The organism is Novosphingobium sp. IK01 (assembly GCF_033242265.1).
In the GTDB taxonomy this organism is placed as follows: domain Bacteria; phylum Pseudomonadota; class Alphaproteobacteria; order Sphingomonadales; family Sphingomonadaceae; genus Novosphingobium; species Novosphingobium pituita.
This window is the reverse complement of sequence record NZ_BTFW01000001.1, coordinates 331548-353539: the sequence shown is the minus strand read 5'-3', so window position 1 is coordinate 353539 and position 21992 is coordinate 331548. Positions and strand designations below refer to the sequence as shown.

Annotated in this window: 23 protein-coding genes; 7 read left to right on the top strand and 16 right to left on the bottom strand. The window is 64.0% G+C overall.

Going from position 1 to position 21992, the window contains the following annotated elements; translation table 11 throughout:
- Positions 1-3 precede the first annotated feature (3 nt).
- Positions 4-501, top strand: a complete 498-nt coding sequence (locus tag SBI20_RS01650) for a hypothetical protein (RefSeq protein WP_317973400.1) — start codon at positions 4-6, stop codon at positions 499-501.
- Positions 498-737 carry a PspC domain-containing protein gene (locus tag SBI20_RS01645; protein WP_317973399.1) on the top strand — a complete coding sequence of 80 codons (240 nt, stop codon included), beginning with the start codon at positions 498-500 and terminating at the stop codon, positions 735-737. The genes SBI20_RS01650 and SBI20_RS01645 overlap by 4 nt, the downstream gene beginning before the upstream one ends.
- A gap of 122 nt (positions 738-859) precedes the next feature.
- On the opposite strand, the gene SBI20_RS01640 is transcribed toward SBI20_RS01645, so the two are convergent.
- Positions 860-1591, bottom strand: a complete 732-nt coding sequence (locus SBI20_RS01640) for a class II aldolase/adducin family protein (RefSeq protein WP_317973398.1) — start codon at positions 1589-1591, stop codon at positions 860-862.
- A gap of 545 nt (positions 1592-2136) precedes the next feature.
- Between SBI20_RS01640 and SBI20_RS01635 the strand changes: the two genes are divergently transcribed.
- Complete coding sequence (locus SBI20_RS01635) at positions 2137-4419, top strand: TonB-dependent receptor (RefSeq protein WP_317973397.1); 2283 nt, start codon at positions 2137-2139, stop codon at positions 4417-4419.
- A gap of 62 nt (positions 4420-4481) precedes the next feature.
- On the opposite strand, the gene SBI20_RS01630 is transcribed toward SBI20_RS01635, so the two are convergent.
- On the bottom strand, positions 4482-5411 hold the full coding sequence (locus SBI20_RS01630) for an AraC family transcriptional regulator (protein ID WP_317973396.1): 930 nt from the start codon (positions 5409-5411) through the stop codon (positions 4482-4484).
- 61 nt (positions 5412-5472) lie between these two features.
- Positions 5473-6600, bottom strand: a complete 1128-nt coding sequence (locus SBI20_RS01625) for an alpha-hydroxy acid oxidase (protein ID WP_317973395.1) — start codon at positions 6598-6600, stop codon at positions 5473-5475.
- Positions 6601-6945: 345 nt separating this feature from the next.
- On the opposite strand from SBI20_RS01625, the gene SBI20_RS01620 reads away from it, so the two are divergent.
- Positions 6946-8028: an NAD/NADP-dependent octopine/nopaline dehydrogenase family protein gene (locus SBI20_RS01620; RefSeq protein WP_317973394.1), complete on the top strand. Its 1083-nt coding sequence runs from the start codon at positions 6946-6948 to the stop codon at positions 8026-8028.
- The gene (locus tag SBI20_RS01615) at positions 8018-9043 is read left to right on the top strand and encodes a 3-hydroxybutyryl-CoA dehydrogenase (protein ID WP_317973393.1); all 1026 of its coding nucleotides are present in this window, start codon (positions 8018-8020) and stop codon (positions 9041-9043) included. Before SBI20_RS01620 ends, SBI20_RS01615 begins: the two co-directional genes overlap by 11 nt.
- A gap of 78 nt (positions 9044-9121) precedes the next feature.
- On the opposite strand, the gene SBI20_RS01610 is transcribed toward SBI20_RS01615, so the two are convergent.
- The gene (locus SBI20_RS01610) at positions 9122-10360 is read right to left on the bottom strand and encodes a spinster family MFS transporter (RefSeq protein ID WP_317973392.1); all 1239 of its coding nucleotides are present in this window, start codon (positions 10358-10360) and stop codon (positions 9122-9124) included.
- 230 nt (positions 10361-10590) lie between these two features.
- Positions 10591-11496 carry a ketopantoate reductase family protein gene (locus SBI20_RS01605; RefSeq protein WP_317973391.1) on the bottom strand — a complete coding sequence of 302 codons (906 nt, stop codon included), beginning with the start codon at positions 11494-11496 and terminating at the stop codon, positions 10591-10593.
- A gap of 267 nt (positions 11497-11763) precedes the next feature.
- Between SBI20_RS01605 and SBI20_RS01600 the strand changes: the two genes are divergently transcribed.
- The gene (locus SBI20_RS01600; protein WP_317973390.1) at positions 11764-12219 is read left to right on the top strand and encodes a MarR family winged helix-turn-helix transcriptional regulator; all 456 of its coding nucleotides are present in this window, start codon (positions 11764-11766) and stop codon (positions 12217-12219) included.
- 10 nt (positions 12220-12229) lie between these two features.
- Here SBI20_RS01600 and SBI20_RS01595 read toward each other — a convergent pair whose 3' ends face one another.
- Complete coding sequence (locus SBI20_RS01595) at positions 12230-13189, bottom strand: ketopantoate reductase family protein (RefSeq protein ID WP_317973389.1); 960 nt, start codon at positions 13187-13189, stop codon at positions 12230-12232.
- 262 nt (positions 13190-13451) lie between these two features.
- Here SBI20_RS01595 and SBI20_RS01590 point away from each other — a divergent pair, with 262 nt between their 5' ends.
- Positions 13452-13943, top strand: coding sequence for an Lrp/AsnC family transcriptional regulator (locus tag SBI20_RS01590; RefSeq protein WP_317973388.1), 492 nt, complete (start codon positions 13452-13454; stop codon positions 13941-13943).
- Positions 13944-13966: 23 nt separating this feature from the next.
- Here SBI20_RS01590 and SBI20_RS01585 read toward each other — a convergent pair whose 3' ends face one another.
- The 10 genes from SBI20_RS01585 to SBI20_RS01540 all read right to left on the bottom strand — a co-directional run bounded on the left by SBI20_RS01585 (position 13967) and on the right by SBI20_RS01540 (position 21953).
- On the bottom strand, positions 13967-14770 hold the full coding sequence (locus tag SBI20_RS01585) for a 2-keto-4-pentenoate hydratase (RefSeq protein WP_317973387.1): 804 nt from the start codon (positions 14768-14770) through the stop codon (positions 13967-13969).
- Positions 14767-15249, bottom strand: coding sequence for a flavin reductase (locus SBI20_RS01580; protein ID WP_317973386.1), 483 nt, complete (start codon positions 15247-15249; stop codon positions 14767-14769). Before SBI20_RS01580 ends, SBI20_RS01585 begins: the two co-directional genes overlap by 4 nt.
- Positions 15250-15304: 55 nt before the next feature.
- Positions 15305-16066, bottom strand: a complete 762-nt coding sequence (locus tag SBI20_RS01575) for an SDR family NAD(P)-dependent oxidoreductase (protein ID WP_317973385.1) — start codon at positions 16064-16066, stop codon at positions 15305-15307.
- On the bottom strand, positions 16063-16536 hold the full coding sequence (locus tag SBI20_RS01570; protein ID WP_317973384.1) for an aromatic-ring-hydroxylating dioxygenase subunit beta: 474 nt from the start codon (positions 16534-16536) through the stop codon (positions 16063-16065). Before SBI20_RS01570 ends, SBI20_RS01575 begins: the two co-directional genes overlap by 4 nt.
- A complete protein-coding gene (locus SBI20_RS01565) occupies positions 16533-17801 on the bottom strand; it encodes an aromatic ring-hydroxylating oxygenase subunit alpha (protein WP_317973383.1) in 1269 nt (422 codons plus the stop codon). Before SBI20_RS01565 ends, SBI20_RS01570 begins: the two co-directional genes overlap by 4 nt.
- Positions 17798-18343: a nuclear transport factor 2 family protein gene (locus tag SBI20_RS01560; RefSeq protein WP_317973382.1), complete on the bottom strand. Its 546-nt coding sequence runs from the start codon at positions 18341-18343 to the stop codon at positions 17798-17800. The genes SBI20_RS01565 and SBI20_RS01560 overlap by 4 nt, the downstream gene beginning before the upstream one ends.
- Positions 18340-18702, bottom strand: a complete 363-nt coding sequence (locus SBI20_RS01555; protein ID WP_317973381.1) for a hypothetical protein — start codon at positions 18700-18702, stop codon at positions 18340-18342. The genes SBI20_RS01560 and SBI20_RS01555 overlap by 4 nt, the downstream gene beginning before the upstream one ends.
- 59 nt (positions 18703-18761) lie before the next feature.
- Positions 18762-19922 (bottom strand): acyl-CoA dehydrogenase family protein, encoded by a 1161-nt coding sequence (locus SBI20_RS01550; protein ID WP_317973380.1) that lies wholly within the window; start codon positions 19920-19922, stop codon positions 18762-18764.
- A complete protein-coding gene (locus tag SBI20_RS01545; RefSeq protein ID WP_317973379.1) occupies positions 19919-21046 on the bottom strand; it encodes an amidase in 1128 nt (375 codons plus the stop codon). The genes SBI20_RS01550 and SBI20_RS01545 overlap by 4 nt, the downstream gene beginning before the upstream one ends.
- A gap of 220 nt (positions 21047-21266) precedes the next feature.
- Positions 21267-21953: a queuosine precursor transporter gene (locus SBI20_RS01540; protein WP_411911483.1), complete on the bottom strand. Its 687-nt coding sequence runs from the start codon at positions 21951-21953 to the stop codon at positions 21267-21269.
- Between the last annotated feature and the right edge of the window lie 39 nt (positions 21954-21992).

Sequence of the window (21992 nt, the reverse complement as noted above, 5' to 3'; positions counted from 1 at the left end):
GAAATGCCTTTTCGCGCCGGCCCCTTCCGGCGCCAGCCCGCATCTGCCTTTCACAATGTCGGGATGAATGTGCAAATAGGCCACCTCGCGGAAAATTGCAAGAACAAAGCCGCAATCGCGCCAGATCACCGTTGCGGCCTGCGCAAGACGGGACTCGCCCCCTTATTTCGCGAACATCCACGCCAAACAATCGGCAAATTTTCCCAATTTTTGGCGGCGGGCAAGTCCGATGTCGTGCAAATATTTTTTCAGCCTCGCGGAAATCCGCCATTTTTACGGTTTGGCACGCCTCCTGCATTGCCTTGTGCATCCGCCGGGCACCACCGCCCGCGCCACCAGACAAACAGGGAGTTTACCAAGATGACTTCGCTTTCCACCCTCGCCAACCGCAGCCTCGCAGCTTTTGCCGCCCTCGCCCTTTCGCTGACCCTGATCGGCCAGACCGTCTCCAACCCGGCCGCCCACACCACTTTGAGCACCACCCTTTCGGAGATGGCATGATGAGCGACCTGCGCTTCGAGACTCGCGACCCCGTGCGCCCCGCCGCCGGCTCAAAAGGGCGCAGCGGCTTTCACCTCGACCGGCAGAACCGCAAGATTTTCGGTGTCTGCGCAGGGATGGCCAATGCCCTCGATGTCGATGTCACGCTGGTTCGCATCGCGTGGATCGCGGGCACGCTGATCGGCTTCGGCTCGCTGATTCTGATCTACCTCGCCATCGCCCTTCTGGTAGACTGACAAGCTGGCAGATCGAGGGCCGCTCAGGCCGGACGCAAATCACGCGTGTTGCGGAAGCCCGCTTGTAAAAACGGGCTCCGGGCCTTCACAAATCTGATGATCAGCAATTTTTCAGCCGATCATCACGCCCAGTCTACCGGATGCTTCACCCGCATGGCCCGCACCTGACTGTCAAAGACCATTTGTGCAGCCCGCCCGCTCTGCGTCAGGCTTTCGGCAGAAGCCTTGCAGCGCGCGGCGATCTCCTCGCCGATCTGGCGGTCAGGACCCGGAATCTGACCAGCCGCGCATTGCACCTCGGCGGCGCGCTGGGCGATCCAGAGCAGAAAGAAAGTGGAGGGAATGTCGCGTTCGCACACCGCAATGCCGTGGTTGCGCAACACCAGCACATGCTTCTGCCCAAGGCTTGCCACCATGCGCGGGCGCTCGTCGGCGAAGAGGGTGATACCCTCGAAATCATGATACCCCACCCGTCCGATCAGTTGTGCGCCATAGAAGTTGTTGTGATCAAAGCCCCCCTCTTTCATCGCCACGGCGGAAACTGCGATGGAATGGGTATGCGCCACGCAATTCACATCATGTCGATGGCTGTGGATCGCCCCATGCAGCGCGAAACCGGCGGGATTGGCGGCATAGTCTGACGTCCCGACCAATTGCCCGTCGACATTGACCGTGAGCAGGTTGTCAGGGGTGATTTCGGTGTAGTTCAGGCCGAAGGGGTTGACCAGATAGGCATCCCGCCCCGGCAGCCGCACGGAAATATGGTTGAAGATCAGTTCGCCCCAACCAAAATAGTCGACCAGATGGTAGAAATTGGCCAGGTCGCGACGCAAAATCCGTTCGGCTTGATCCATAATGCACTATATCCCTCTGTGTCGCCGGGATCATGAGGTTCCAACCCCTTGCGCGGGAACCTGCAGCAGGCCCCTGCTCCTGCCCAATTCCCCCCGATGCGTGGCACAAAGCGTATGGCATGACACTTGAAGCTTCAAGTGATGTTTTAAGGCGTTGCAGGACTTCATTCCTTCACGCCACAATTCTGCATCCGATCGAATCGACCCCATTCCGCAAGAACCACCCCGCCCTGCCGAGGCGCTCGCCGCAGCGCACACATAATCAAGACAAACAATTGTTATTTAACAATTATCAATTTTGCATCCGCAACAGGCAGGCCAAAAAAATTCAAAAATAATTGAGTTGGATCAATTTTCCTATTGACCCGACACCGGATTCCGCATTCATATTCACATGAAATATCAAGTGAAAATAATAACAGGTCGAGCCCCGGCAGATAACCTCTGACAGACAGGGCCCGGCATTCAGGTGAGCGCATCGACATTCATGTGGGGTATCTATGCAAAAGGCAGTCAAGCAAGCTTCGTGGATGAATACTTGCGCCGTGACAGCGCTGCTGCTGGGGGCCTCTTCCGCCTCCGCCCGCGCTGAAGAAACGGCTCCCGCCGCCCCGCCGGCAGCAGCACCCGCAGCAGAAGAACCTGCCGGTGTCGGCGATATCGTGGTGACCGCACGCAAGAAGCAGGAATCGAGCAACTCGATCGGCATGTCGATCAACGCGCTGACCGGCGATACGCTGGCCAAGCAGGGGATCCTCAACACCGCCGATCTCGTCAAGGCCGTCCCCGGCTTCAACTATACGCGCAGCACTTATGGCACGCCGGTCTATACGCTGCGCGGGGTGGGCTTCAACGAAACCACGCTGGCCGCCGCTCCTCCGGTTTCGGTCTATGTCGATGAAGTGCCGCTGCCCTACTCGGTGATGGCACAGGGCGCGGCGCTGGATGTGCAGCGCGTCGAAGTGCTTAAGGGGCCGCAGGGCACGCTCTTCGGCCAGAATTCGACCGGCGGCGCGATCAACTACATCGCCGCCAAACCCACCAAGACCTTGCAGGCGGGCGCCGACGCCAGCTTTGGCCGCTTCGACAGCTTCACCGGCAGCGCATTCCTGAGCGGCCCGATCACCGACACGCTGCGCGGCCGCATCGCCATTCGCCGCGAATCCTCGGGCCCCTGGCAACAGAGCGCCACCCGCCCCGGCGATCGCACCGGCGGCACCGACCGCACCCAGGGCCGCATCCTGCTCGACTGGGACGCCAACGACAAGCTGACCTTCGAATTGAACGCCAATGGCTGGATCGACCGCTCGACACCGCAAGCCGGGCAGTATGTCGGGGTGATCTCCACCAGGGCCCCGGCCAATGTCGCGGGCGCCGCCACCACGGCGGGCAATGCCCAGAGCGCAGACTGGGATCCGAACACCCGTTTCTACACCCACGACAACTTCTACCAGATCGCGCTGCGCACCAATTACGACTTCACCGATGATCTGAAGCTCACCTCGATCACGGCCTACCAGAAGCTTCACCGCGATACGCTGACCGATGCCGACGGCCTGGCCGTGAACAATTTCACGGCGGGCAACAAGGGCTATATCAAGAGCTTCTCGCAGGAACTGCGCCTGGCCGGGAAATATGGTGATCACGTCAACTGGATGGTGGGCGGCAACTACCAGAACGACGCGACCTACGATACGTTCTCGCCGCAGGCCTCCAGTTCCAGCTTCCCCTTCAAGGCCGCAACCGCGATGGGGCATAATCAGGTCAATACCTATTCTGCCTTCGCCAATGTCGACTGGCAGGTGCTGCCCAAGGTCACGCTGACGGGCGGGGTGCGCTACTCGTACCAGTTCCGCGATTATGTGGGCTGCCTGTTCGATTCCGGCGCGGGCGATCTGGCGGCCGTGGTGGCGTCGGCCTCAACCAGGCTGAGCGGCTCCACCACCACCATCGCGCCGGGCTCCTGCGTGACGATCAGCTCCACCACCTACAAGCCTTCTTACTATCAGGACTCGCTCAACCAGGGCAATGTCTCGTGGAAGGCGGGCGTGAACTGGGAAGTGGCGCCTCACAAGCTGCTCTATGCCACCATCAGCAAGGGCTACAAGAACGGCGTCTTCATCACCACCGGCGCCACGTTTGCGGCCCAGTTGGCCCCGGCCACGCAGGAATCGGTGCTGGCCTATGAAGCCGGCTTCAAGCTGAGCCTGCTGGACCGCAAGGTGCAGTTGAACGGCGCGGCCTTCTATTACGACTATCGCAACAAGCAAATCCGCGGTCGTGTGATCGATGCGGTGCTCGGCGGACTGAACCGCCTGATCAACATCCCCAAGAGCCGTATCGCGGGCGCCGAACTGCAACTGGTGACAGAGCCTGTAAAGGGCCTGACGATCAATGCCGGGGCCACGTATATCGGCTCGAAGATTCTGGGCGATTTCTCCAACTTCACCCCCACTGGCACAGCCATGCTGATGAGCGGCGAAGCCTTCCCGCTGACCCCGAAATGGCAGTTGACCGGCGATATCGGCTATGATCGCCCGATCAGCCAGACCTTCAACGGCTTCATCGGCGCATCGGCCACGTATCAGAGCGCGACCAATTCGGCGCTGGGCGCGCAGAGCCTCTTTGCCGTCAACGCCTATACGCTGGTCGATCTGCGTGCCGGTGTGCACACCGCAGACGACAAGTGGCGCTTCTCGGCCTTCGTGCACAATCTCAACAACGCCTACTACTGGACCAACGTGTCCTATGCAGGCCCCGACGTGGCTGCACGTTTTGCCGGAATGCCGCGCACGTATGGCATTACGGCGGGCTGGCGCTTCCAGTAACATCCGCCTGACAAGACCTGCCCCACGGCCCTGCGTGACCCCTCACGCAGGGCCGTTCGGCTTTACCCGCGCAGCTGCGTCGAAGGCAGCATGCCGAACCGTTCGCGATAATAGCCCGCAAACCGCCCGGTGCTGACGATCCCGCAGGCATGCATGAGCGTGGTGACATCGTCCTGACCCGAGGAAACGGCGATCAACCGGTGCAGTTCATGCAGGCGCTGCTCGCGCAGGTCCTCGCCAAAACTGCGCCCCACAAAACGGCGGAACCCCATCTGCAAGGTGCGCAGGCCCACACCGACCTGCGCTGCCACCTGCCCCGGCGTAATGACCTCCTGGCCTGAGCGGACAAGCTCGGTCATCAGCGCGCGGGCCTGCACCACGAACCAGGGCACCGCCCCCCCCGCAGCCCCCTCGATGGTGACACGATCACACAGAAAATCGCCGATCAGCGCGGCAATATGCCCTGCAGAATCCTGTAGCACCCGGCTGCCGATCTCCCCCCAGCCCAGCGCGAAACGCATCAGATCAAGCCAGACGCCAGCCGAACTATCGTCCAGCGCCACCATCGGGCTGCGCTCCTCCTCGCGAAAAGCTGCGGCGGCGGGCCAGAGGCTGACAGGCAGATTGGCGGTCATATGCCTGCTGCTGCTCCCGAAAGCGATGGCCAGCGGAGCCCCCGGCATGGAGACATGCATCGCCCCCTCGTCCAGAACGCGCGTGCGCCCGTCCGAAAGCGCCATGCGGCTCTGCCCCTCGATCACGGTGTGGACCAGAATGCGGTCTGCCGGCACGCGCGAGCGAATGCGCACCGCCGCACCATACGTCAGGTCGGCCAGACGGCAGGAGGCCAGTTGCACATGGCGCACATGCGCGCGGATCGTCTGGCCGGGATGCCGCACATCCATCTCGTGCGGCGCCAGAATGCGCGACACGGCATCGACCACCGCGACGGCATCGCGCGATTCGAACTGCTGCGGAAACGACGCCCCCATCGAACGATCCTTCCTGCCTTATCCAGCACCACCGTGACCGGACCCGCGTGCGGACAGCCTGTCACACCACATCGCCATCGCCCAACAGGATCTGGCTGCGCTCATACTCCTGCCGCAGGATCGCCAGCGCCCGCGCCGCGCCCGCCTCGCCAGCAACCGCCACGCCATAAAGCGTCGCCCGCCCGCCCATCGCCGCATCGGCTCCCAGCCGCTGCGCCTTGAGCAGATCCGTTCCGCGCCGGATGCCGCCTTCGACCAGCACCATGGCCTTCTCGCCCAAAGCCTCGCGCGTTTCGGCCAGCAGGTCCATGCCCGAGACCGCGCCATCAAGCTGGCGCCCGCCATGATTGCCCAGCACCACGCCATCGGCGCCCAGCGCCATGGCCCGCCGCGCATCGGCGACATGGCCGATCCCCTTGACCAGCATCCGCCCGCTCCACAGGCGCCGCACTTGGGCCAATTCCTCCCATCTGACGGTGGGCGCGATATTGCAGCGCAGCCACTGGCTGGCCTGAAGCAGATCGCCCGCGCCTTCGCCCAGCCATTCCGCGATATTGGGAAACCCCGGCAGGCCATGACGATAGACCTGCGCCAGCCAGCGCGGGTGACGCAGCACGTCCAGCCTTGCCGCAAAGCTCGGGCGCGCCTCGGCGGCATAGAGCCGCGTGTTCCATTCACGGTTGCCGAAGGTGTTGGCGTCCACCGTCACCACCAGCGTTCGCACGCCCGCCCCTGCCGCCCGCGCCAGCAATTGCTCCACCATGGCCATCTGGCTGAACAGGTAGAGCTGGAACCAGTGGTCGATCCCCGGAACCGCCGCAATTTCCTCAAGCCTGACATTGGAGACAGTGCTCTGGGTAAACGGCACGCCCGCCGCCGCCGCCGCGCGGGCCAGCGCCATGTCGGCGCCGCGCCAGTAGAGCCCGTTCAACCCGGTGGGCGCGATGACATAGGGGAAGCCCTGCCCCCCCTGCGCCCCCTCGGCCAGACGCGGACGGAAGCGCAGCCTGTCGAAGGCCGCACGATTGGCTTGCAGCGACACTTCCTCTTCGGCCCCGCCCTCCAGATATTCGGCGGCAATGGCAGGCAACCGGTGCAGGGCCATGGCCCGCAACTCGGCAATCGAAAGCGCACGGTCAACCGGCCCTCCGCGCCGATAGCGCCGCAAGGGCAGGACAGCGCCCCCCACCGCCCCGCATGACAAAAGGCTGCGAGACAGGCGACCGTGTGCCCCGACTCCATGCCGGGGAATCCCATGTGGGGGAAAATCGTCTTGCACCATGCCTCCATATCCGGGCCCCGCCCCGAAAATACTGGCGCAAGGCAATTGAAAATTCCAGTAAAATAACCGCCGATCGCCGACCAGCCGCGGGGCCAGTCGCCGGCATGTCTGTCCTTCCTGTTTGCCCGCAATCATGGGATTTCATCCCGTGGCACCGCATTTTCCTGCACGCGGCGCACAGGCTTGCGCCCTGCGGATAGCGCCGGTCCATCCTGCGGCGCACAAGGCCCCTACAGGTTCAAGGAGAACATCATGCGGATCGCTGTACTGGGTGGGGGCCATGGCTGTTATGCGGCGGCGGCCGAATTGAGCGCCAGGGGGCACGAAGTCTGGTTCTGGCGGCGCGATGCCGCCGCTTTCGAGGCCATCCGCGAACAGGGCGGCATCGAGGTGCGCGACCATGCCGGAACCCGCATCGTGCCCGTCGCCCATCTGGAAAGCGATCTTGGCGCCGCTCTTGCGGCAACCGAACTGGTGATCATCCCCTTGCCCGCCACCGCACACGAGGATCTGGCCAAAGCTTGCGCTCCGCATTGGCGCGATGGTCAGGTGGTCTTCCTCCCGCCCGGCACACTGGGCTCGCTGCTGTTCGTCAAGGCTGCGCGCGCTGCGGGCAACCAGGCCCGCGTGCGTTTCGCCGAAACCGGCACGCTGCCCTATCTGGTGCGCAAGCATGGGCCCGCCAGCATCGTCGTGAGCGTCTATGCCACGCGGCTGCCCACCGGGGTCTTCCCCGCCGCAGATGCCGATGAGGTGATCGGCTTGCTGCAACAGGCCTATCCTTCTGTCGAGCCTTGCGGCGACATCCTCTCGGGCGCGCTGATGAACGCCGGGCCGATCATCCATCCGCCCCTCATCATGATGAATGCAGGCCCGCTCGAACATTTCGACGCCTGGGACATTCACAACGAGGGCACCCAGCCCTCGATCCGTGCGGTGACCAATGCGCTGGATGGGGAGCGCATGGCGATCCGCGAAAAGCTGGGATATCCAGCCCCGCACTTCCCGCTGGCCGACCATTACAGCAAGGATGGCGAGGAATGGATGTATGGCAATTCCGCTCATGAAAAACTGACCGACAGCGGCGACTGGCGCGAGAAGATCGACCTCCAGACCCATCGCTACATGCGCGAGGATACCGCGATCGGTCTTGCCCTGTTCGTCTCGGCAGGCCGCTGGGCGGGGCAGCCGATGGCCGTGGGCGAAGGCCTGCTGGCACTGGCCAGCGCGATCACCGGCGAGGATCTCTATGCCGCCGGGCGCACTTTCGAGAACCTCGGCCTTGCCGGTGACAGCCCGGCAGACCTTCAGGAACGGCTGCATCATGGCTTCTGAGGCAGCCACGCCGGGCAGCCCGCCCGCCCGAACGGAGATCATCGGGATCGTCGGGGCAGGACGAATGGGACGGGGGATCGCCACCAGCTTTGCCCTGGCGGGCCACAAGGTCCGCCTGCTGGACCTTCGCCAGCGTGAAGAGGCCGACTTCGCACGGCTGAGCCGGCAGGCCCGCGACGACATCGCCCGCGATGTCGATTTCCTGCGCGAAGCAGGCCTTGTCGATGCGGCAACGGCGGCCAGCGTGCTGGCCGATGTCACCATCGCCCGCGCAGCGCAGGCCCCTGCCCTGCTGGCAGACTGCGACCTGATCTTCGAAGCGGTTCCCGAAACGCTCCCCGCCAAGGCCGATGCCTTCGCCGCAATCGGAGCCCATGCAAGGGCGCAGGCCCTGATCGCCTCGACCACCTCGACGATCGATGCCGAAACGCTGGCTGCCATGGTGCCCGATCCGGGGCGGTTCATGAATGCCCATTGGCTCAATCCGGCCCATCTCGTGCCCCTCGTGGAGGTGAGCCCGGCCAGTTCAAGCGATGCCGCACTGGTCGAGAAACTCTGCGCCATGCTGCGCAGCATCGGCAAGGTGCCGGTGGTCTGCCGTTCTTCGCCCGGTTATATCGTGCCGCGTATTCAGGCCCTGGCGATGAACGAGGCGGCAAGGCTGGTCGAGGAAGGCGTCGCCAGCGCGCAGGATGTCGATACGGCCATCCGTGTCGGCTTCGGCTTCCGTTTTGCCGTGCTGGGCTTGCTCGAATTCATCGACTGGGGCGGCGGCGACATTCTGTTCCACGCCAGCCAGTACCTGTCCGGCACGCTCGATCCCCGGCGCTTTGCCGCACCGGAGGTGGTCGCCCGGAACATGGCCAGCGGGCGCAACGGCATGCGCGAGGGCAAGGGCTTCTATGATTATGCCGGGGTGGATCTGGGAGCCTATCGGGCAGGACGCCTGAGCGAATTCCTGGCCCTGCTGCGCCATCGCGACATGATGCCGGTGATAAGGGGCCCGCAAGAATAACCCCCCCCGTTCACGCCCATAAACCAAGCCACCCTGTAGCGTTCTACAGGGTGGCTTTTTTGGTGCCTTGGGTTTTCTTCAGCGCGTGATGAACGCCGCATAAGGTGCGCGTCCGCGCGCCAGCACCAGCACTCCCAGCACCGAGGCCACGACCACGATCAGTCCGATCGACGAGCCAATCGCGGCAAAGACATGGTCATTGAGCATGCCGACCAGCGCAGACCCCAGGGTCAAGCCAATAAAGCTGTTAAAGAACAGGAAAATGCTCGACACCCGCGAACGCATCGCGGGCGGCGGTACGATCTGCATCACCGCCGTGGAGGGTGCCATCGCCGTCGAGGCGAAGAACAGGGTCAATGCCACGAGCACTGTCGCGAAGTTGGCCGAATGGGTGAAGGGCAGGCCCACCACACAGACCAGCGTGCCCAGGCACCCCACGATCCCGGTAATAAAGGGCGCAGCGTGGCGCCCGGCCATCGCCAGCCTGTCCATGAACCAGCCGCTGGCGAACACGCCCGCCACGCCCGTTGTCAACGCGGCAGCCCCCAACCGGAGCCCGCATTCGGCAGGCGTCATGCCAAAGCTGCGCATCAAATAGGCCGGAGCCCAGCCGAGTATCACATAGAGCGAGATCGCCATCAGCGAGAAACCGAATATATGCGGCAGGAAAATCGCGCGGCGCTCGATCAGAAAACGGAACACGGCCCATGTGGACGGCACATTGTGTCCACGCGGGGGCACCCCGTCGCGGCGCGGTTCGTGAACCAGCAGGGCGATGATCCCCGCCAGCAGGATGCCCGGCACGCCGACGATCAGGAAGACCAGATGCCAGGACTTGATGACCGTGCCCTCAAACGTGATGCCGCTCCACGAGGAGACCAGACCGATCACGCTTCCGCCCACCAGAAAGGCGATGCCCGATCCCAGAAACGACCCCATCGAATAGATGCCGAGCGCCCGGCCCAGTTTCTCGCGGGGGAACAGGTCGCTGATCAGCGAATAGGTGGCCGGAGACAAGGCCGCTTCGCCCGCCCCCACACCGAGCCGGGCGATGAACAGGGCGGCAAAGCTTCCCGCCAGACCGCAGGCCATCGTCGCCATGCTCCAGAAGGCGACACCGGCCACGATGATGAGCGAGCGCGGGAAACGATCGGCAAGACTGGCGATCGGAATGCCCATCGTCGCATAGAACAGCGAGAAAGCCAGCCCCTGAAGCAGGCCGAATTGCGTGTCGCTCAGATGCAGGTCAGCCTTGATCGGCCCGATCAACAGCGAAAGGATCTGCCTGTCGATAAAGGAAAAGACATAAGCGACCATACAGAGCGCCACAACCAGCCAGGCACGCCGATGCTGTAACTGTCCCAAAGTGTCCCCCCTGCGCCGATGCGGATGTGGATGGGCGAGGGATGCGGCTCTGCGCTGATCCATCGCGGCGGCAACCATGCCGGATGGCCGAAGACTGCCTCGATATATATCACTATTCAAGTGACTTTTTGCGGTGCATCATTTCATGCTGCACCGCCCCCTCCGGCAACGGGGCACGGGTTCTATCCCCCCGTCAGGCACACCAGATCGGTAAGCGTCCGGTTGATCGGCACCGGCACCCCCCACTCTTCGCCGCGCGCGGCAATCGCACCATTGATGGCCCCGATTTCGGTGCGACGCCCGGCGCGGCGGTCCTGCGCCATGGACGGGCGATGCTCGCCCTGCCGCAAAAAAGCCTGTTCGATGCGGGCGCTGACCGCTGCATGATCGAACGGCACCTGCCCGGCGCGCGCCACCGAACCGACTTCGGCCAGAATTGCGGCAACGATCCGCCGTCCCGGCACATTGTCGAGATCGCAAACACGGGCATCAGCCAGTGTCGCCACGGCGTTGAACGCCGCATTGAAAGCCAGTTTTTCCCAAATGGCCTGCCGGATATCGGGCATCGCATGGGCAGAAAATCCGGCTGTTTCCAGCACCGACTGCACCCGTGCCAGCGGCGCTGGATCGTCGGCGGGATTGGCCATGCCGAGCTTCACCAGTCCCGTGCCATCGCTGTGCACCCCGTCCACCCGCAGATCCGCCGCGACATCGCTGACGCCCAGCACCAGCCTGTTTTCCGGGATCAGACCTTCCAGTTGCCCGGCAATGCCCAGCCCATTGGACAGCACCGCCACCACGCCCTCGGGTGCCAGAGCATGGCGCGACTGGGCCAGAGCGGCGGAAAGGCCTGCGAATTTGGTAAAGAGAATGAGCAGTTCCTGCCCGCGCTCCAGATCGGCAGGCTGCACGCAAGGCACTGGAGCGACGATGCACCGCCCGGCCAGATCGACCACCACGCCTGCCTTGCAGATATGCTCCAGCCGCCCGGCATCGACTTCGACCAGCGTTGTCGCAAAGCCCGCCACAGCCAGCCGCGCAGCGAAAAGCGAGCCCATCGCGCCGCCGCCCACAACCGCAATCTTCATCCCGGCTTCCATGTCCCTGCCCCGTCAACTCAGTTGAATATTCAACTTTGCCGCACATCGCGAATGCCCTGTCAAGCCTTCAGGGCACAGGGGGGACCGGGCCACCAAAAAGGTTTACTATTCAAGTGGTGGATTTCCATTTCAAGAGCCGCTAGAGGTCTCGCCGCTCTTCCCGGCGGCCAACGGAAATGGCAGGATTGCGCCACTTCCGATACTGATCGCGCCTGAAACGATCAGATTATATTATAAAAAACAAGGACGACTCGAGTGAATAAGCCTAAATGGAACGGCGAGGATTTCCAGACTCAGGCATGGCCGTTTTTCTGGCTGACCCGTTCGACCGCGCTCTATCTCAGCCGTCTTGAACGCTCGCTCAAAAAGGTCGGGCTCGACATTGCGCGCTGGCGCGTGCTGATGTGCGTGGGCCCCAAAGATGCCATCGGCATCAGTGAAATCGCCGATCTGGCCATCGTGAAACTGCCCACGATGATGAAAATCATCCAGCGGATGGAAGCCGATGGCATGCTCGATTGCCGCCCGCGCGAGGAAGATGGCCGTTTCACCGACGTCACCCTGACCGAAAACGGCATTGCCGCGCGCGAACAGGCCTGGGCGATAGCGCAAAAGATCTATGAAAAGGCCTTTGCCAACATCTCCCCGGCAGAAAATGCCGCGCTGAACAAATCGCTGGCGAAGATCGTCGCCAGTCTGGAAGAAGAATAAGCGACCGGGATCATGCAACCGGCGGCATGGTCTGAAATCGCGCCATGTCGACCACGGCGCGACTGACGGGCAAGTCCATGCCGACCCGTGCCGCCAGTTCAAAGACCGCATCGGCAATCGCCGAAAGCTCCAGCGGGCGGCCCTTGCGGTAATCTTCCAGCATTGATGTGCGGTGGGCTCCGGCAGCCCGCCCCCGGTTCAGCATATCCTCGCGCGTCATCGGGGGCCGGGCATTGTAGCGCGCGGCCACCCGCCATGCTTCATCGAGAATGTTCGAGACGATCGGTTGCAGCCGCTCGTCGGAGCACAATTGGCCCAGCGGCGCCCCCGTCACCACCGATAGCGGGTTGGTGGCGAGATTGAGCGCAACCTTGTTCCACACCGCATCCACGATGGTGTCGCACACCTCGATCCCGATGCCATACGCGCGAAGCCTCTGGGCCAGAGCCGCAACGGCTGCGGTTCGATCCGGGCAAAGGGCACCAAGCACCAGTTTCTGGCTGCCTGTCACCCGAACCGCGGCAGGCCCTTCGACCGTGGCGGTCGTGTAGACCACGCTGCCCACGACCTGTTCGGGCAGGAAACGGCGTTGCAGGATGCCGTCGGGATCGACTGCCTGGATCGTCTCGCCGCCAGCCCCCGCCAGCCACCAGGGAATACCATTCACCAGCGGCATGACCAGGGTTTGCGGGCCGATGCCTTGCGGCAAAGAGGCCGCAACCGCGGGAAGATCGCCCGCCTTCACCGCCATGACCAGAACATCGACCCCGCCATCAGGCACAGTCCGGGCCACGCGCGGGCGGGCGACATACGACACGGCGCCTTCCCGGCAGGCGATGCCCTGCCCGGCGATCAGCGCCGCGCGGGCCGGATCACGCACCACCAGCGTCACATCCGCACCGGCATAAGCCAGTCGGGCCGCAAGGGCGCAACCGATGGCGCCGGCTCCCACGATGGCAAAGCGCATCATGATCGTGGCTGTTTCAGATCGCCTGCAAGGGCGCCCAGGAAGATGGCAGACATGCAAGGCACCGGGGGAAAGCTCCAAAAACTCACCTAAAACCCGAGAATAATGCCTTTGACGGGAAAATGGTTTGCAAAGAGAGGGTCAGCGACCTCCTTTGCGCAAAAAATTTGCACTATTCCTTCGCCTGACATTCGTCATTTGCGCCATTTCTGCATGTGAAGAGTCAGAGCTTGAAATAGCGAGCATGGGCTGCAACATTTTCTCCATGACGCGACCTTCCCCCGAAACCCGCAGGCCGGATGCCTTCGACCGGCGCATTCTGGAGGAAATCCAGAAAGATGGCAGCCTTGGCCCGGCAGAACTGAGTAACCGGGTCCACCTCTCGATCTCGCAATGTTCGCGGCGGCTGCAACGCTTGCGCGATCAGGGCATGATCGAGAAATCAGTTGCCATTCTGGATCGCAGGCAGCTCAATCTGGGCATTACCGCCATCCTGCTCATCAAGCTGGGCAATCACAGCACCGAGAACGAGCAGAAATTCCTGCAAAGAGTGGCCGACATGCCCGAGGTGATCGCCTGCCACTATGTCACCGGCGATCTCGACTTCATCCTCCAGATCGCCACACGCGATCTGGAAAGCTACGATCTGCTGTTGCGCCAGCGACTGCTGCCATGCGCCGTCATCGCCGAGTGCCGCACCAGCATCGTGTTGCGGACCAACAAGGAAACCACCGCCCTGCCACTGGATTTCCTGTAACCGGCCCGAAAATGGACCTGCCCTCAACTGTGCGGTGAATTCCCGTCAGGCACGGCCAGACAGTCTACCTGCCCCAGCGGCCCGAAGTCAGCCTGGGCGCGCTGGCCCACGGCAAGGAGATGCATCCCCGTCAGCGCCCCGGTGCAAACGATGTCGCCCGCCTTCAGGGGGCTGCCGAGCCGGGCTTGCCGGTTACAGGCAAACGCCAGTGCGGCCCAGAGGCCGCCGGGCAGGCGGGAGGTGTCGCCGCGCCCCACGTCCTGTCCGTCGATACGCGCCACGCATCCCGGCGCGCCGAGGTCGCGTGTCTGCCATGCAGGGATCGGCGGCCCCACGATGGCGCCGTTGTTGTTGCCAAAGCAGGCAATCGAGGCCAGCGGCCCCAGGGCATTGATGTCGGCCATCGGGCTTCCGGCGATCTCGATGCCGATATGCAGGCTGGCGACCAGATCGCGCGCGGCCTCGGGCGTGATGGCGGTGTCGTCAGGGGCGTCGCGGCCCAGAACCGCGATCACCTCGCATTCGAGCAGGGCCGTGCCGCCCGCGATCACCGGAAAGCGCGCGGTCTCGCCGGGGGCCGGGTGCTGGATGGTTTCCGCGCAGATCGGGCCGACGAACCGGTCGACAGAGAACCGCTCGGCCCATTCGCCCAGCACGCGGCCCACCTTGACCCCGCCGACCGGCCTGCCCCAGCAGGCTTGCACCGCAGCCTGCACGGCATAGGCTTCGTCCATGTCCCGTGGCAGGTCGCCGGGCCATTCCGCCAGCCCGCGCCCCGCCCTGCGCGCCGCCACAAAGGCGCGGGCGGTTTCGCGTGCCGCGCTCATGCGCAAGCGTCCGCCATCGGCGCCGCGCCGCCCAGATGGTGATAGGCCCGCCCGTAATAGGCCAGAGCCCCCACGCCCTGTCCGCTCACCACTTGCTCCACCGCGCCGATGAAGATCGAATGGGTGCCCGCCTCGATGACCTGCACAACGCGGCAGCCCAGCGCCACCTGAGCTTCGGCCAGTGCCGGTTGGCCATCTTCCAGCATGATCACCGATCCGGCCCGCGCCAGTCGTTCGTCGATGGACAGGCCGCGGGTCGAGAAGGCGCCCGAAACACCATCCTGCCCCGCCGCCAGAACATTGACGCAAAAGCGGCCATTGTCGCGCAGCATGTCATGGATGCGCGCGCTCCGGTTGATGCAGACCAGCAACGAGGCCGGTTCGTCGCTGACCGAACAGACCGCCGTGGCGGTCATGCCCTGACGCCCCGCCGCGCCATCGGTGGTGATGATATTCACCGCCGCCGGCAGCGCGGCCATGGCGCGCCGGAAATCCTGTTGCGATACCATCGCTTGTGCTCTCCCCGCCGCTGTTTCAGCGCATGAACAGGCCGCCGTTGATGTCCCATGTGGCGCCCGTGACGAAACAGGCATCGCGCGCGGCCAGACGCACCACCATGTCGGCGATGAAGGCCGCGTCGCCCAGTCGGCCCACCGGAATGCCCGCCACCATGCCCGCCATCTTGTCTGCGGGCACCAGCGCGCGGACCATCGGGCTGTCGATGGGGCCGGGCGCAATGGCGTTCACCGTGATGCCAAAAGGCGCCAGATCGCGGGCGAACACTTTGGTCAGCGTGATGATCGCGCCCTTGCTGGCGGCATAGTGCGCGCCGGTTGCCGTGCCGCCGTTCTGCCCGGCCAGCGAGGCCATGTTGACGATGCGGCCATAGCCGGCCGCCTTCATGCGGCGGGCCAGGATCTGGCTGGCGGCAAAAGTGCCGCGCGCGTTGACGGCCATGACCTGGTCCCAGTCGTCGAGCGTGATGTCGAGCACGGGCACCGCGCGGGTGAGCACGGCATTGTTGACCAGCACCTGCACCGCGCCCCAGCGCGCCTCGATCTGCGCGGTGGCGCTTTCGATGGCCGCCGCATCGGTGACATCGAGCGGCAGGCCGATGGCGGTTTCCCCCGCAGGGTCGAGGGTCCGCGCCACGGCCTGCGCCTTGTCGCCATCGATGTCGGTCACCGCCACGCGGTAACCGGCCCCATGGAGGCCGCGCACGATGGTCTCGCCAAGGCCGCTGCCCCCGCCCGTGACCAGAGCGGTATCCGGGGGGATGTCCGGCGCGTCCCTCACAGCAGGTATCCGATGCCGTGAAGGGCATCGTCGCAGTTGGCGAGGCGGACGATCTTGCGCGCCAGCCTGATCGCGCCTTCCTCGCGGACCAGACGGCAGGTCAGGTCGGCGGCCAGAACGCGGGTGCGCTCGTACTTGTATTCGACCAGCACCATGGCCGCGCGCAGTTCGATCATGTCGGCCGCCTCGTCGGTGACGACAAAGCGCGAGACGGTGCGCACGGTGCGCGCGGGCGGCGCCGAGCTCATCGAAAAGCCCGAAGTCAGGCGCTTGACCCGCGCCGCGCGCATGGTGGCATTGTCGTGGACGACGTTGAGCTGGTTGTCGAAGTCCTGCCCGTCATGGTCGACCGGGATGGTATAGGTGCCCTCTGCGGTCCACAGCGCCAGCCACGGCTTGTAGTCAAGCCGGTCGAGCATGTCGGCTTCGGCCCAGATGAAACGCGTGGCTTCCTCGAATGCAATGCTCATGCCGTCATCATCCTCTTCCACTGCTGATAGGCCGCGCGCATGCCCACTTCCGAGGAGGCATCGCCCGCATTGTGCCCCGGTTGTGCAAGCCCTTCGGGGGCATCCGTCCCGCGATTGAGCATGATCCACAGGTCATCGCCCGCCTGTGCGCCGCGCTGGACCCGTTCCCAGCCTTCCGCGTCGTCGGGCGTGCCAAAGCCCATCGGGCCCTGGAAATGCTCGTGCAGGCGCAGGCGGGCGCGGTTGCCCGCCGGCGAGGGCGTGGAAGCGGCATCGCCCATGCCGATGGCGACATGCTGGATTTCCGTCTCGTCGACGCTCACCGGGCGCAGCACGCGGAAAAAGGCCATCGAGCAGGCCACGTTGGGGAACAGGTTGAGGTTGAACCCCGTGCCGCCCACCGCGCGCACGATCTTGCGCACCATCGGCTCGTCATGGCCCTCGGCGCGCAGCTCTTCGGCCAGTTGGGCGAAGCGTTCCGGGATCGGCGCGTCGAGATTGTCTTCGAGGTCGATCAGGTCGGGGATCATCACCATGACCGAATGGCCATGGCCCAGATCCTCGACCCAGCCCCCCGAGCCGATGACATCGAAGATGTTCTCGGTCTCGGCATCGAGGCTGTCGAGGAAGGTCTTGTGAACGATGGGGAAATGATAGGCGTCGGTGGTGTTTTCGAGCTGGATCTTCCAGTTGCCGGGAAAGCGGAAACGGTGTTCGCCCAGCACCTTGACGCCAAAGCCGGCGCCCTGCTTCATGAACAGGTCCATCCACTTGCGCGCCGGGCCCAGATGATCGACCAGCGGTTCGATGTCGTCCCTGAAAGTAGCGAAGATCATGCCCTGATAGACTTCGGTGCGCAGGCGGGTCAGGCCGAATTCCTCGCGGTCGAGACCTTCACGATAGCCGTCGGCATAGGGCACCTTGCGCAGGCCCCCGTCGATGTCATAGCTCCAGCCATGATAGGGGCAGACGAAGACCGACTGACGGCCCTTCTTCTTTTCGCACACGCTCGCCGCGCGGTGGCGGCAGCGGTTGAGCAGGGTGCGGATCTCGCCCGCCTTGTCGCGGGTGACGATCACGGGCTGGTTGCCCACGAAGCTCTTCTTGAAGGTGTTGGGGCCGGGCAGCTCGCTTTCATGGCCCACCCAGACCCAGGTGTTCTTGAAGATGCGCTCCATCTCCTCGTCGAAGATCGCGCTGTCCTTGTAGAGCGCGGTGTGGACGCGGTCGTCCTTGACCAGCGCGGCATAATCTGTGCTGCTCATGCGCTTTTCTCCATGGAGGGATCAGGTACCGAAATGGGGGCCTCGTCGTTCCACGGCCCCACATCGCGGGAAAAGATGTTTTCAGTCACAAAACAGGCGATGCGCCATTGGCCGTTCTCTTGCGCCATCTCGACGTCGATCGCGGCGCTGCGCAGGTCCGACCGGCCATCGCGATAGGTCGAGACCTGAAGCATCATCCAGCGGGCACTGGCGCCCGCGCCCGGCCCTTCATGGACCGTGATGATCTCGCCTGTCAGATAATGGGCATTGAGGACGAAATGCGCAGGATCGGCATAACTGCGCAGCATGGCCATGATGGCGCTGCGCCCTTCATGGCGGCCGAAGGCCTTGCGATACCGCCCCCGCCCTTCCCATGTGGCCTCGCGGGTGAACAAGGCCTCCATCGCCGTCCAGTCCGTCTGCGGGCCCAGCGTATCGCACAGGCGGAAATAGGTGGTCACGACCTGCCGGATCACCCTTTCCGCCTCAAGCCGTGCAATTCGCGCCTCCAGCGCTGCCAGACCGGACGGCGCGTTCATCATGCCGGGATCACCAGCTCGCGACCGATGCGGGCTTCCACGCGCATGTATTTCCACAAGCGATGCTCGCCCACCTGAATGGTGCGAAAGAGGTTGCAGGCCGCAACCACGGTCGCACGATCAGGCACGTCGGCCAGAATATAGAACGTCCAGGGCCAGCCATTGGGCGAAGTGCCGACCATGGTTTCATCGTCGTCCAGCGTGCCCAGCACGGTAACACCGGGCAGATCGCGGATGCCCTTGAGCATTTCGCCGGTGGCCGCCCAGACCTTGCCGATCTCGGCAGCAGGCAGGTCAAAGAAGTTCTGCAGCACCGCCGAACAGAAAAGGACACGAAGGGGTTTTGCGGGGGTCTCGGTCATGAATGGTTCCTTCGATGGAAGCGCAGATCAGGGGTAACCGGCGTCAGGGATAACCGGCCTCAAGGATAACCAGCCGGGGCATCGAGCCCCAGCAACACGCGGCCCGCGCTCTGCCAGGTGGCCTCGTTGAGGAAGGCATGCTGGTAGACGACCAGCGCATCCTGAAGCAGGCGCGAGAAAGGATGGCTGTTGAAGATGCCCGCAGTGCCCGCCTGTTCGAACATCAGCCGGGTCACATCGGCCCCGGTGCGCGCGGCCTGCGTGGCAGCCAGACGCACCAGTGCGGTCTGCTCGCGGCTCGGCTTGTCACCCGCCTGAACCACCGCGAAAACCTCGTCGGTGATCTCGTAGAAGAACGCCCGCGCCCCGCGCAACGCAGCCTCGCCCTTGGCCAGCGCAATCTGCACGTTGGCGCGCTCGGCCATCACCGGAGCGCCGGTGATGGAACCGCGCGTGCCGGCCATCTTCCCCATCAGATCAAGCGCGGCCCGCGCAACCCCCAGCCCCACCACGGCCAGAACCTGTGCCGCCAGCGCCATGGAAGGATAGCGATAGGCGGCCAGATCGATGGTCGGCGGCGCGCCGCGCACGAACGTCCATGCCTCGGGCACGAACACATCCTCGACGACCAGATCATGGCTGCCCGTGCCCTTCAGGCCGATCACATCCCAGTTAGGCTCGATCCGCACCTTGTGGGCCGGCATCACCGCCATGCGCGGCAGGCCTGTGCCCGTGGGATCGTCCGTCTTGATCCCCACCCCGATCAGTTCCGCGCCCGGCGATCCGCTGCCAAAGGGCCAGCGCCCCGAGACGCGATAGCCGCCCTCAACCCTGACCGCCTTCTGGGGCGGAAAGATCGTCCCGGCAAAGACCACATCGGGGCCTTCCGCATAGACTTGCGCCAGCGTTTCAGCGGGCATCGAGGCAAGATACATGTGCGACACGCCGAAGCTGGCCACCCAGCCCGCCGAACCGTCCCGCGCCGAAATGCTTTCGATCAGCCGCAGAAAATCGGAAGGACTTTTTTCGTCGCCTCCGAAACGCACGGGGACCAGCGCGCGGTAGACCCCCGCGGCCTTCATCGCCGCGACGGTATCGGCATCCACCTCCTGCTCGGCGCTGAACTGCACAGCTTTTTCCGCCACCATTGTCAGCAGCGCCTCAAGCGCCGCGAGCGGATCGTCCGTCGGTTGACCGGACAGTTGCACCATGGCGCTCATGCCTCTTTCTCCTGAAGTCCAAGTTGCGCGGCGATGGTCGTCGCCAGAGCCAGCAAGGCGGCATCTCCGCCCCGCCGCCCGACCAGTTGCACGCCGACCGGCAGCCCCTGCGCCGTGCGGATCGGCAAAGTGATGGCCGGATGGCCGGAAAGATTGAAAGGTCGCACCAACCGCGTCAGCGGCACCACGGCGCGGGCATCCTGCGCCTCGACCAGCGACGGCGGCACGATTGGCAAGGTGGGCAGGATGAGGGCATCGGCCTGTTCAAGCACCGCATCGATTTCCCGCGCCAGTTGCGCGCCGACAGCCTTGGCAGCCGCCACCGCATCGGCGTCATGGCGCCCACCGGCCTTCAGGCGCGCGCGCACGTCCTCGCCCATGCCAGGATGATCGGCATAAGCCCCCAGCGCCGCCCAGTTTTCAGCCCCCATGACAACCAGACTGGCATCAAAGGCCGCATCGAAGGAAGGCAGTTGCGCGTCGAGAACAGGAGTGGCCAGACCCGAGAGCGCCAGATCGAAAGCCTGGCCGACCTCTTCGCTGACCTCCGGCGAAAGGCGAACCAGACGGATATCAGAATCCTTCGGCGCGGCCACAGGCGCAAACCCTTCGACCATCGCCGTCATCGCGGCTTCGATCACCGCAAGGTCGCGCGCAATCGGCCCGACACAATCGATCGAACTGTATGCAGGGTTCACCCCCTGGCGGCTGACGACCCCATAGCCGGGCTTGAAACCGATCACCCCACAACAGGCCGCAGGCAGACGCACAGATCCGCCCGTGTCCGAACCGACCGACATATCGACGACACCCGCCGCCACGCCCGCAGCCGAACCACTGGAAGACCCACCCACGATCCGGTCCGGCCACTGCGGGTTGACCGGCGTGCCCCCCCAGGGATTGATCCCGGTGACCCCGAAGGCCAGTTCATGCATCGCCGCCTTACCGACAATCCGCCAGCGCCCCGAAGCAAGCAAGGCGTCGACCACAGCGGCATTGGCAAGCGCAGGCCCGGCCTCGGCAAAGACCGCGCTGCCCTGACGGGTCGGCAGACCGGCAATGTCGATGCAATCCTTGACCGAAGCAGTCAGGGCGCCTTCGCCAAGTTCGAATGAGCAGATCAAACCGGTTCTGGCGGTGTCTGCACCGGAAATGTTCGGGATCGTTGGCATGGGAAGAGGGCTAAGATATGTCACTTGAATAATCAAGTGTTATATAGACCATTCCTACACAGCATCACGCAACGCCGACCCGCCCCGAAAAACAACCCTCTAGAAACATTTTTATCCCATATTTTCAGATCAATGCAAAAGAGAGCCCACTGCCAATCAGGCTCCCGCTCCCTCAGACATCAGCCTTGAACGGCGAAAAATCGGTGTGCCGGTCAAAAACATCCACCCCTTCGGCGCGCTTCAGGAAACCGACCACCGCATACGTGACAGGCGTGAGCAGCACCTCCCAGCCCACCTTCAGCGCCCAGTTGGTGACCAGCACCTTGAGCACGAGCGCCGGCGTCCACCCCGAAGCGCCGAGAAAGGCAAGGGGATAGAAAACGAGGCTGTCCACGGCCTGCCCCACGACGGTTGAGCCGATGGTACGGGTCCACAGCTTTTCCCCGTTGGTCCACACTTTCATGGAGGCGAGGACAAAACTGTTCGCAAACTCACCGAACCAGAACGCGGTAAGGCTGGCAAACACGATGCGGGGCACCTGCCCGAACACCTGATCGTAGGCGTCCTGCCCATGCCAGTCTGGCGCAGGCGGCAAGGTCACCACAACCCACGACATGAAGGCCATGAACAGCAGGGCCGCAAAACCGACCCAGACGCACCGTCGCGCCCGGGCATAGCCATAGACTTCGGTCAGAATGTCGCCGATCAGATAGCCCAGCGGAAAGAACAGGATGCCAGCGCCAAACGGCCATCCGCCGATCACGGGCAGGTCGATTCTGGCCACCTTGGCTGCGCCCAGCACGTTCGAGAGCAACAGGATTGCGACAAATGCGGCCATCACGAAGTCGAAATAGCGCATCGGCTTGTGGGTCAGGTCGCGCGCATCGACATGTTTGAT